The organism is Actinoplanes sp. NPDC049118, assembly GCF_040648555.1.
Taxonomy (GTDB): Bacteria; Actinomycetota; Actinomycetes; order Mycobacteriales; family Micromonosporaceae; genus Actinoplanes.
This window is the reverse complement of the sequence record NZ_JBEZDY010000027.1, coordinates 21,586-31,967: the sequence shown is the minus strand read 5'-3', so window position 1 is coordinate 31,967 and position 10,382 is coordinate 21,586. Positions and strand designations below refer to the sequence as shown.

The 10,382-nt window shown below is 70.8% G+C and carries 9 protein-coding genes; 7 read left to right on the top strand and 2 right to left on the bottom strand.

The features are described 5' to 3' along the window. Window positions 1-29 precede the first annotated feature (29 nt). On the bottom strand, window positions 30-728 hold the full coding sequence (locus AB0B58_RS33215) for a phosphatase PAP2 family protein (RefSeq protein WP_360231885.1): 699 nt from the start codon (window positions 726-728) through the stop codon (window positions 30-32). 405 nt (window positions 729-1,133) lie between these two features. On the opposite strand from AB0B58_RS33215, the gene AB0B58_RS33210 reads away from it, so the two are divergent. Both AB0B58_RS33210 and AB0B58_RS33205 read left to right on the top strand, forming a co-directional pair. Further along, a complete protein-coding gene (locus AB0B58_RS33210) occupies window positions 1,134-1,721 on the top strand; it encodes a response regulator transcription factor (protein WP_360231882.1) in 588 nt (195 codons plus the stop codon). Between the two features lie 34 nt (window positions 1,722-1,755). Continuing rightward, on the top strand, window positions 1,756-2,343 hold the full coding sequence (locus tag AB0B58_RS33205; RefSeq protein WP_360231879.1) for a VanZ family protein: 588 nt from the start codon (window positions 1,756-1,758) through the stop codon (window positions 2,341-2,343). Here the strand turns inward: AB0B58_RS33205 and AB0B58_RS33200 are convergent. Beyond that, window positions 2,232-3,401 (bottom strand): glycosyltransferase, encoded by a 1,170-nt coding sequence (locus AB0B58_RS33200; protein WP_360231876.1) that lies wholly within the window; start codon window positions 3,399-3,401, stop codon window positions 2,232-2,234. The two genes, AB0B58_RS33205 and AB0B58_RS33200, sit on opposite strands and share 112 nt — an antisense overlap. 425 nt (window positions 3,402-3,826) lie before the next feature. Between AB0B58_RS33200 and AB0B58_RS33195 the strand changes: the two genes are divergently transcribed. The 5 genes from AB0B58_RS33195 to AB0B58_RS33175 all read left to right on the top strand — a co-directional run bounded on the left by AB0B58_RS33195 (window position 3,827) and on the right by AB0B58_RS33175 (window position 10,372). Continuing rightward, window positions 3,827-5,812: a nucleoside-diphosphate sugar epimerase/dehydratase gene (locus AB0B58_RS33195; protein ID WP_360231873.1), complete on the top strand. Its 1,986-nt coding sequence runs from the start codon at window positions 3,827-3,829 to the stop codon at window positions 5,810-5,812. 29 nt (window positions 5,813-5,841) lie between these two features. After that, entirely contained in the window at window positions 5,842-7,098 is a 1,257-nt protein-coding gene (locus AB0B58_RS33190; RefSeq protein ID WP_360232122.1) for a nucleotide sugar dehydrogenase, read from the top strand. A 16-nt stretch (window positions 7,099-7,114) separates the two neighbouring features. Continuing rightward, window positions 7,115-7,765, top strand: coding sequence for a sugar transferase (locus AB0B58_RS33185; RefSeq protein WP_360231870.1), 651 nt, complete (start codon window positions 7,115-7,117; stop codon window positions 7,763-7,765). Next, complete coding sequence (locus AB0B58_RS33180) at window positions 7,755-8,846, top strand: hypothetical protein (RefSeq protein ID WP_360231867.1); 1,092 nt, start codon at window positions 7,755-7,757, stop codon at window positions 8,844-8,846. The genes AB0B58_RS33185 and AB0B58_RS33180 overlap by 11 nt, the downstream gene beginning before the upstream one ends. Window positions 8,847-8,917: 71 nt before the next feature. Continuing rightward, window positions 8,918-10,372 carry an Nramp family divalent metal transporter gene (locus AB0B58_RS33175; RefSeq protein WP_360231864.1) on the top strand — a complete coding sequence of 485 codons (1,455 nt, stop codon included), beginning with the start codon at window positions 8,918-8,920 and terminating at the stop codon, window positions 10,370-10,372. Window positions 10,373-10,382: the final 10 nt, after the last annotated feature.

Below are 10,382 nucleotides of genomic sequence, written 5' to 3'. Positions count from 1 at the left end.
GAAGATCACAGCCGGCGGCGTGCCGGCCGTCAGCCGGACGACCCGCCGCGGCGGCGTCCGGCGGCGAGTTCCCGGTGCCGGATCGCGCCGCGGTCGAGGATGGCCCGGGCCATGACCCACACGCAGATGCCGCCGTTGACGAACGACGCGAGCACGTCGGTGGGGTGGTGCATGCCGCGGTACATCCGGCCCAGCGCCACGCCGAGCGGCACGAGCAGCAGCAGCCAGCACGCCGCCCTGAGCCCGGTGCGGTCGGTCAGCCGGTACAGGATCACGGCCAGTCCCAGGTAGAGGGCGACCGACGCCGAGGTGTGGCCGGACGGGAAGCTCGAGGTGGGCGGCGAGGTGTCCATGTGGTCGACCTCGGGGCGCGGCCGGTCGATCATCAGTGTGGTCAGGAAGAAGATCAGCGCCTGGGCGCAGACCGCCGCGCACAGGAAGATCGATTCCCGCCAGCGCTTGAGCGTCAGGCGCAGCACGATCGCCGCGAGGATCGTCACGGCGATGATCGCCGGGGTGCTGGCCAGGGTGCTGAAGATCAGCGAGAACATGCTGATGTCGTGGGTGCGGTCGCGCTCGAGTTCGCGATTGACCGAGTCCTCGACGGTCAGCGGCCAGGCGTGCGGGATGACCCTCGTGATGAGCAGGCCCAGTGCGATCATGACGGCGAGCAGCGCCGCGATCGGCGTCAGCACCCGCTTGAGGACCTGGGTCGCGAAATCTGCCATGCGCCGGGCAGTACCCGCCGCCGACCGGCGGCGAAACTCGCCCTTGTATATATCGGGTGAAAAGCTTTGACTGCGGACATATCCGTGGGTCAAGTTTATTACGATCTGTTTCACCGTCGATTCGGCGGGCACTGCACGAAGATCCGGTACTTCTGACTCAGTCGATCGGCTAGGGCTGTGTTCGTAGCGTGTGCTTGCCGGTACGTTGAGTAGGCGTGGGTGTGCCAGCAATTGAATGGCACAAATGCGTGTTGAACTGCGGAAACATTACCTATAAAGATCATCTGTACCGACCCTCTCGTACAAATGGCCGATCCGGTGGGACTGGCATCTCCGAAGTAGACAGGTGGAGAAACAGGGATCCCGGCTGACAGACTAGGTGGTGTGATGATCCGGGTTGTGGTGGTGAGAGACGAGGGATACTTCGGGGTCCCGGTACGAACACTGCTAGAGGCCAAACCTGACATTCACTACGTCGGTACCCTGACGCTCAGCGGCGATCTTCCGGCCCGCGCCGCCGAGTTGTGGCCGAACGTGATCGTGATCGACACCGAATACATGGTCAGTCAGGTGTTGCCGCTCGCCGAGGAGTTGCACGCCACCATTCCGTCCTGCTCGATGCTGCTGCTGTGCGATCCGGCCAAACGCGGAATGCTTCCGCCGCGCCGCTGGGCCGGCGGGCTCAATTTCGTCCTCAAGGACGCCTCCGACGCGGTGCTCGCGGATTCCATCCGCCGGCTCGCGGCCGGAGAGCGCGTCGTGTCCCCGATGCTGCAGGCCGCCTCGCTGAACACCGACCGGGGGCTCAGCACCCGGGAGCTGGAGGTGCTCGGGCTCGCGGCCGAGGGCGAGTCGGTGCGCGAGATCGCGGGCCGGCTCTATCTCTCCGGCGGCACCGTGCGCAACTATCTCTCGGCCGTCATCACGAAGACCGGCGCACGCAACCGCCTCGACGCGATCCGCATCGCCCGTAAGGGCGGCTGGTTGCGCTGAGCACCGGGCGCCCGCCTCGGTATTCTTGGTCCGGATGCCATCTGATCAGCTCGAAGTGCCGGCGCTGCCGATTCTGCTCCCATTGGGGACCGTCCTCATGGTCGTGTCCTGGGCCGTGCTCCGCCGGCGCGGGCTGCTCACGCCGCGGCGGTTCGTGACGGCCTGTGCCGCGGGGTGGTACCTGGTCGCCGTGCTCGGCGCGACCATGCTGCCGTTGCGGCTGGCCTGGGGCGAGAACGCCGGCGAGCCCGAGCTCTACCGGATCATCCTGGTCCCGCTGACCACCATGCGGGTGGACGACTTCCTGCTGAACATCGTCATGACGCTCCCGCTCGCGGCGGTGCTCCGCCTCGTGTTCGGGATCCGGGACCGGGGCCGGGTCGTGCTCGTGGGCTTCCTGCTCAGCGCGGGAATCGAGGCCACGCAGGCGATCCTCGACCTCACCCTGCACGGCGACCGGTGGGCGGACGTCAACGACCTGCTGTCGAACACGCTGGGCGCGCTGCTCGGCTACGTCGCCCTGCGCCGCCTCCTGCGTTTCCCCTCGTTCGGGCGCGCGATGGAGGACTGCTCCCTCGTGCCCCGCCGCAGCGGGGAGCGGCCGCCGGCCATCCGCTCGTAGAGCTGCCCGACCGACGCGGCCAGCTCGGCGGCGTCGTAGCGCTCGCCCGCCGAGCGGGCCGGCAGGCGGGCGCCGCGGCGTTCCTCGAAACAGAGCAGCTCGGTACGGAGTTTGCGCGGCAACGACTCCGGGTCGTGCGGGGAGAGCCGCTCGGCGCCCCCGACGGCGGACCGGGCCGCGGCCAGCTCCTCCAGCGGCGGGCAGACCGCGTACAGCGCGGGCAGGCCGCTGGCGAGCGCCTCGAGCACCACCAGCCCGAACGTGTCCTCGTCCGACGGTGACGCGAAGACGTCCATCGCGCAGAGCATCTCCCGGGCGTGGCCGACCGCGCCGGCGAAGGTCACCCGGTCGGCGACGCCCTCGATGACGGCGAGCCGCTCCAGCGCGGGCCGGGCCGAGCCGTCGCCGACCAGCAGCAGGATCGCCTCCGGCACCTCGCCGACGGCCCGGATCAGGCGGTCGAACCTCTTGCCCGGCTCGAGCCGGCCCACGCCGCCGATCACCCGCACGCCCGGCCCGATGCCCAGGCGCGCCCGGGCCGCGGCGCGCAGCGCCGGGTCGTAGCGGAACTCGGCGGGATCGATCGCCTTGGGGATGACCGTGATCCGCTCGTCCGGCACGCCGAGGGCGCGCAGCCGGCCGGCGATCGGCTCGGACGCCGCGATCGTGAGCCGGCCGAGCCGCTCGCCGATCAGGTACAGGGCGCGGGCGCCCCCGTCGCCGCCGAGGTGGTACTCGGTGGCGACCACGTGCCGCACGCCGGCCAGCCGGGCCGCGAAGAGGCCCTGCACGCAGGCGCGGTAGAGGTGGGTGTGCACCACGTCGAAGTGGCCGAGCCGGATGAGGCGGCGCAACTTGATCACCGCGGACAGGTCGCGGTCGCGGGTGGTGATCACTTCGTGCACGGTCGTGCCGTCGGCGCGCAGGGCGGCGGCGACGGCGCCGGGCCGCGACAGCGTGACGACCTCGCAGTCGTACGGCAGCCGGCGTACCAGCAGCCGGAGCTGATGCTCGGCGCCGCCCTCGGCCAACGTGGAGATGATGTGCAGAACCCTCATGGCCCGGCTCCGACCCGCGCGCGGAACTCTTTCATTTTGTCTCCTGTTTGACACCCGCGATAAAGACGCTGCCAGAGCGGTGGCGCCCAATGACAGTTGCAAATGTCATGTTGAACGTGAAGCCTTCTCACTGACTTCCGGGCGCCCGATTATTGGCCGAACGGATGTCGTCCTTAGGTCGGAAAGTGCTTGTCAGGATGGCGATCGAGCACGTGGGGCGGCCATAGGTACGGAACATGAGGAAGCCTCATGTAGGGCATGACAATTACTACTGTGGCCGATACCCCACGGCTGGCACGCTCTATTCGTAGGCGCTGATAGCGACGTACGGCGAGCGGCCGCAAATGCATTCCCGGATCTCGATTATGCATTGCGTGACGCTCGATTTTCCTTGTCGACACCAACGTTCGAACGGGGAGGAATTCATGCAGGTACGGCGACCGACGCCGACCGACGTCACGGGCGCCCCCGCCGGCTCCAGGACACCGCCGTGGCTGCTCGCGGCGCTGCCCGTCCGGGCCGCCCGGGCCGCCGCCGACGCGATGGCGCTGGCCGTGGCGCTGCTGATCGCCACGCTGCTGCGCCACGACGGAGACCTCGCCGCGGTCGACGCCACCGGGCTGCTCGTGCTGGCCTCGCTGGCCGCGATCGTGCACACCGTCGCCGGACTGCAGTTCGGGCTCTACACCGGCCGCTGGTCCTACGGCTGCTTCGAGGAGATCGCCGCGCTGGCGAAGACCGCGGCGCTCACCACCCCCGTGGTGTTCATCCTGGACACCCTCGTCGGCCGGCTCGTGCCGCGCTCGGCCATCATCGCGGCGGGCCTGATCGCCCTGGTCCTGGCGGCCGGCGTGCGCTACGCCGCGCGGCTGCTGCACGACCACCGCCTGCGGCCCTCGCCGGAGCACGGCACCCGCGTCGTCGTGATGGGCGCGGGCGAGGGCTCGGCCCAGGTCATCCGCGCCATGCTGCGCAGCCCGTTCAGCCCGTACGTCCCGGTCGCCCTGCTCGACGACGATCCGGCCAAGCGCACCCTGCGGCTGATGGGCGTTCCGGTGGCCGGCAACCGGCACGCCATGGCCGAGGTCGTCCGGCGGTTCCGCGCCGACGCGGTGCTCATCGCGATCCCCAGCGCGAGCGCCGAACTCGTCCGGGAGCTGACCGAACTGGCCCAGCCGCTCAACGTCGACCTGAAGGTCGTGCCGCCCGTCGTCGAACTGTTCGGCCGCACCGTCAGCGTGGAGGACATCCGTCCCGTCAGCCACGCGGACCTGCTCGGCCGGCGGGAGATCGGCATCGACCTGGCCGCGGTGGCCGGCTATCTCGAGGGGCGCCGGGTCCTCGTCACCGGCGCCGGCGGCTCGATCGGCTCCGAGCTGTGCCGCCAGGTCGCCCGCTTCCACCCGGCCCGCCTGGTCATGCTGGACCGCGACGAGTCCGGGCTCCACGCCGTGCAGCTGTCGCTGGACGGCCGCGCGATGCTCGACGACCGCAACCTGGTCGTCGCCGACATCCGGGACCAGCAGCGCCTCGACGAGGTGTTCGCCGAGCACCGGCCGCAGGTGGTGTTCCACGCGGCGGCCCTCAAGCACCTGCCGCTGCTGGAGATGCACCCCTCCGAGGCGCTCAAGACCAACATCATCGGCACGTACCAGATCCTCCAGACCGCGCTGCGCCACGGCGTCGACCGGCTGGTGAACATATCGACCGACAAGGCGGCCGAGCCGACAAGCGTGCTCGGCTACTCCAAGCGGATCACCGAGCGGCTCACCGCGGCCGCCGACGAGTCCGCACCCGGCACCTACTGCAGCGTCCGGTTCGGCAACGTGCTCGGCAGCCGCGGCTCCGTCCTGACGGCCTTCACGGCGCAGGTCGAGTCGGGCGGCCCGATCACCGTCACCGACCCCGAGGTCTCGCGCTTCTTCATGACCGTGCAGGAGGCCGTGCGCCTGGTCATCCAGGCCGGCGCCCTCGACAGCACGGGCGAGGTGCTGGTCCTGGACATGGGCGAGCCGGTGCGCATCGCCGACGTCGCCCGCCGGCTCGCCGACGCGGCCGACCGGCACATCCAGATCGTCTACACGGGACTGCGCCCGGGGGAGAAGCTGCAGGAGATCCTGCTCGGCCCGGACGAACCCGATCACCGGCCGAACCACCCGTTGATCTCGCAGGCTCCGGTGCCGCCGCTCGACGGCGCCGTGCTCTCGCTGCTCGACCCCACCGTGCCGCGTACCGACCTGATCGCCGTCCTGCGCTGGCTCGCCGAGAGCCCGGCGTTGTCGGCCGCCCGCGAGGCGAGCCCGCCGGCCGTGGTGTCGCGGCCCGGCCGCAACCGCGCCGCCGGCCGCAACCGTACGGCGCCGCCGCCGCGCCAGCCCGAATTCACCGTACGGCCGGGACGGCAACCGTGAGCACCCGGAAGAAGAAGGAGAGCAGGCCCATGCGGGTCGTCATCGCCGGTCAGGGATATGTGGGGCTGCCGCTGGCCGTCCGCGCCGCCCAGGTGGGCCACACGGTCGTCGGCTTCGACGTCGACGACGAGCGGATCAAGCGGCTCGCCGCCGGTGAGTCCTACGTGGACGACGTGTCGTCGGCCGAGCTGCAGGAGATCCTCGACAGCGGCGCCTTCCAGCCGTCGTCGGATCCGCGCGCCTGCGCGGGCTTCGACGTCGCCGTCATCGCGGTGCCGACCCCGCTGCGCGAGGGCACGCCGGACCTCAACTACATCGAGGAGTCCGCCCGGACCCTGGCCCGCTACCTGCGGCCGGGCGCCACGGTCGCGCTCGAGTCGACCACCTACCCCGGCACCACGACCGACCTGGTCGCGCCGCTGCTCGAGGAGGGCTCCGGCCTGGTCGCCGGCGCCGACTTCTTCCTCGGCTACAGCCCGGAGCGCATCGACCCGGGCAACCGGCAGTGGAACCTCGTCACCACCCCGAAGGTCGTGTCCGGCATCAACGAGGCCTCCCTCGAGCGGGTGCAGGCCTTCTACGGCTCGGTCGTGGAGCAGACCGTGCCGGTCTCCGACTGCAAGGTCGCGGAGCTGGCGAAGCTGCTCGAGAACACGTTCCGGCACGTCAACATCGCCCTCGTCAACGAGCTCGCGGTGTTCGCACACGACCTCGGCATCGACGTCTGGGAGGCGATCGAGGCGGCGTCGTCGAAGCCGTTCGGCTACCTGCGGTTCGTGCCCGGCCCGGGCGTCGGCGGCCACTGCCTGCCGATCGACCCGTCGTACCTGTCCTGGCGGGTGCAGCGGACCCTCGGGCAGAGCTTCCGCTTCGTCGAGCTCGCCAACGACATCAACAACCACATGCCGGACTACGTCGCGCGGCGCCTGGTCACCGCGCTCAACCGGCACCGCAAGGCGGTCAACGGCTCGACCGTGCTGCTGCTCGGGCTGGCGTACAAGAAGAACACCGGCGACGCCCGCGAATCTCCGGCGCGGCGGGTCGCCTCGCTGCTGCTGGACATGGGCGCCGAGGTCCGCGCCGCCGACCCGCACGTGGTCGAGGACGCCCACGTCGACCAGCGGGTCGTGCGGGTCGCGCTGACCGAGGAGCAGATCGCCGCGGCCGACGCCGTGGTGCTGCTCGCCGACCACGACGCGTTCGACCTGGACCTCGTCGTGCGCCACGCCCGCTACGTGCTGGACACCCGCCACCGCCTGACCGGACCCACCGTCGAGTCGCTCTAGCCGAAGGAGTGCGCCCGTGGAACCCGTACGCCTGCTCTGGGACCTGTTGAACCGCCTGGCCGCCGCCCTCGCCCTGGTGCTGTTGTCTCCGGTGATCCTCGCGGTCGCGGCCTGGATCAGGATCGCGGACGGCAAGGGCATCCTGTTCGTCCAGGACCGGGCCGGCCGCGACGGCGTGCCGTTCCGGATGCTGAAGTTCCGCTCGATGGTGCACGGCTCCGTTGCGCTCAGCGCGAAGCTCGGCATCAGCGACCCGTTCGGCCTGGTGGAGAACGACCCGAGGATCACCCGCTGCGGCCGGTTCCTGCGCCGCACCAGCCTCGACGAGCTGCCGCAGCTGGTCAACGTGGTACGCGGGCAGATGGCGCTGGTCGGTCCCCGGCCGGACGTGCTGCCGCAGGCCGCCAACTACTCCGCCGAGGACCGGCGGCGCCTGGAGGTCAAGCCGGGAATCACCGGGTGGGCCCAGGTCAACGGCCGCGACGACATCGACTGGCCGCAGCGCTTCGCGCTGGACCGGTGGTACGTGGACAACTGGTCGCCGGTGCTGGACCTGCGGATCCTCTGGCTCACGGTCGCCACCCTGCGGCGCGACGAGGCTCCCGTGCACGTCGACGAGCTCAACATCCGCCGGGCGCAGGACGTGGACGTGCGCCGTGCCGCCTGAACCACCCCGCGAGGTCGGTTCGGAATTCCACTGGGACCCCGGCGTCCTGCTCGGCGCCGAGCAGGGCGGCGGCCTGCCGCGGTGGCTGCCGGACCGGCACGCGCTGTTCGCCACCGGCTGCGGCGCGCTGATCGCCGTGCTGCGCCTGCTGGCGCCCGGCGGCCGGCTGCACATGCCGTCGTACTTCTGCATGGGCGTCGCGGAGGCGCTCTCGGCGGAGGCACCGATCGCCTGGTACCGGCACCTGCCGGACGGGCAGGGCCCCTGCTTCCAGACGCTGCACGCCGAGCCCGGCGACGTCGTGCTCGCCCAGAACCTGTTCGGCCGCGACGTACGCGAGCCGTGGGACGCCTGGCGGGAGGAACACGCGCGCGTGCACGTCGTGGAGGACCACTCGCACGATCCGTTCGGCACCTGGGCGCGCGAAAGCACCGCGGCGTACGCCGTCGCCTCGCTGCGCAAGACGCTGCCGCTGCCCGACGGTGGCCTGCTGTGGTCACCGCGCGGGCTCGACCTGCCCCGGCCGCGCGGCGAGGAGAGCCCGGGCGCCCAGCTCAAGCTGGCCGCGATGCTGCTGAAGTCGGCCTGGCTCGGCGGCCGGCCGATCGGCAAGGAGGGCTTCCGCTCGCTGCAACAGCAGGGCGAGTACGCCCTGCTCGGCAGCGGCGGCCCGGCCAGCGCCGTCACCGTGGCGACGCTGCCGCTGCTGGACGTGGCGGGACTGCGCGCGGCGAGCACCGGCAACGCCCGGGCGCTGATCGCTGCCCTGCCCGGGCAGGGCCCCGCCTGGCGGGTCCTGACCGGCGGGCCGGCCGACGCGGCGCCGTTCCGGGTGCAGCTCGTGTGCCCCTCGGAGGAGATTCGCGACGCCCTGCGCGGCCACCTCGCCGGGCACGGGATCTTCGCACCCGTGCACTGGCAGCAGGACCGCGCCGGACTCTGGAGCGGCGATGAGGAGGCGGCCTACCTCGCCGAGCGGATGCTGACCGTGCCGGTCGACCACCGGTGCGGCCCGGCCGAGATCCGCCGGATCGCCGAGGTGCTGACCGCGTTCGCCCCGGCGTCGCAGGCCGTCCGGTGAACGCGTGACTGTGACCCTTGACACACCAAAGTGGTCGCGGGGAGGGTAGGAGGCCCGACCGAGGAGCTGCTGTGTCGACCACCGACGACGTGGGCAACGCCGGCGAGACCACACCGGCCGGGGTGGCCGCGGCCTTCCCCACCCGCAACCTTCCCAGTCCGCAGATCCGCGACATGCCGGACGAGCCGCGCCGCTACTGGCGGCTGATCGGCCCGGGCATCATCGCCGCCGGGGTCGGCCTGGCCTCCGGCGAGTTCGTGCTGTTCCCGTACATCGCCTCCCAGGTGGGGCTGGTCTTCGTCTGGGCGGCGCTGGTCGGCCTGGTCACGCAGTACTTCCTCAACATGGAGATCGAGCGGTACACCCTCGCCACCGGCGAGACCGCGCTGACCGGGTTCAGCCGGTACTGGCGGCACTGGGGGCTGTTCTTCGCGATCCTCACCTACTTCGCGAACCTGTGGCCCGGGTGGGTGACGAGCTCGGCCACGCTCACCACGTACATCTTCGGCGGCAACCGCACCGCGATCGCCATCGGCATGCTGGTGGTCGTCGGGTTGGTCCTCACCCTGGCGCCCGTGGTCTACGTCGCCCTCGAGAAGACGCAGATGCTGAAGGTCGCGGCGGTGCTGACGTTCTTCGTGATCGCGGCGATCTTCGCGATCGGCGCGGCGGCCTGGAGCGATCTGCCGCAGGTGGTGACGCAGCCGCGGCTTCCGATCGACGAGCTGGGCTTCGCGCTGCTGCTCGGCGCGCTCGCCTTCGCGGGCGCCGGCGGCGGGCAGAACCTGGTGCAGTCCAACTGGATCCGGGACAAGGGCTACGGCATGGGCACGTACGTGCCGCGGCTCGTCAGCCCGGTGACCGGCCAGCCGGAGGCGGCGCCGAGCACCGGATACGTCTTCGAGCCGACGCCGGACAACCTGCGGCGCTGGCGCGGCTGGTGGAAGTTCGCCAACGTCGAGCAGCTCACCACGTTCGTGCTGATCACCTTCGTGACGATCCTGTTCACCTCGCTGCTCGCCTTCTCCACCGTGTTCGGGCGCGAGGGCCTGGAGAACAACATCGCCTTCCTGCAGACCGAGGGCCAGGTCCTCGCCGACCGGGTCGGCCCGTGGTTCCAGTACCTGTTCTGGATCATCGGCGCATTCTCGCTGTTCGCGGCGGCGCTCGGCATCGTCGACTACACCAGCCGGATGGCCGCCGACGTCATCAAGACCTCGTACGCCCGCAACGCCAACGAGAGCAAGGTGTACGCCGCGCTGGTCTGGGGCCTGGTCCTGATCGGCATCGCGGTCCTGCTGGCCGGCTTCAGCCAGCCCATCGTGCTGCTGGTGATCTCGGCGGTGGTGGGCGGCTTCATGATGTTCATCTACTCCGCCCTGCTGATCCTGATCAACCGGCGCATCCTGCCCGAGCCGATCCGCATCCGCGGCGTCCGCCTCGGCGCGCTGATCTGGTCCTTCCTGCTGTTCGGCGTGCTTTCGGTGCTCACCTTCCAGGACCGGATAGGGGAACTCTTCGAGTGACCGCGTGATC

Excerpts from the sequence above, each read along its gene's own strand:
- AB0B58_RS33190 (WP_360232122.1), top strand. The coding sequence starts at position 5,842 with ATGCGGGTCGTCATCGCCGGTCAGGGATATGTGGGGCTGCCGCTGGCC.
- AB0B58_RS33200 (WP_360231876.1), bottom strand. The coding sequence starts at position 3,401 with ATGAGGGTTCTGCACATCATCTCCACGTTGGCCGAGGGCGGCGCCGAG.
- AB0B58_RS33215 (WP_360231885.1), bottom strand. The coding sequence starts at position 728 with ATGGCAGATTTCGCGACCCAGGTCCTCAAGCGGGTGCTGACGCCGATC.
- AB0B58_RS33205 (WP_360231879.1), top strand. The coding sequence starts at position 1,756 with ATGCCATCTGATCAGCTCGAAGTGCCGGCGCTGCCGATTCTGCTCCCA.
- AB0B58_RS33195 (WP_360231873.1), top strand. The coding sequence starts at position 3,827 with ATGCAGGTACGGCGACCGACGCCGACCGACGTCACGGGCGCCCCCGCC.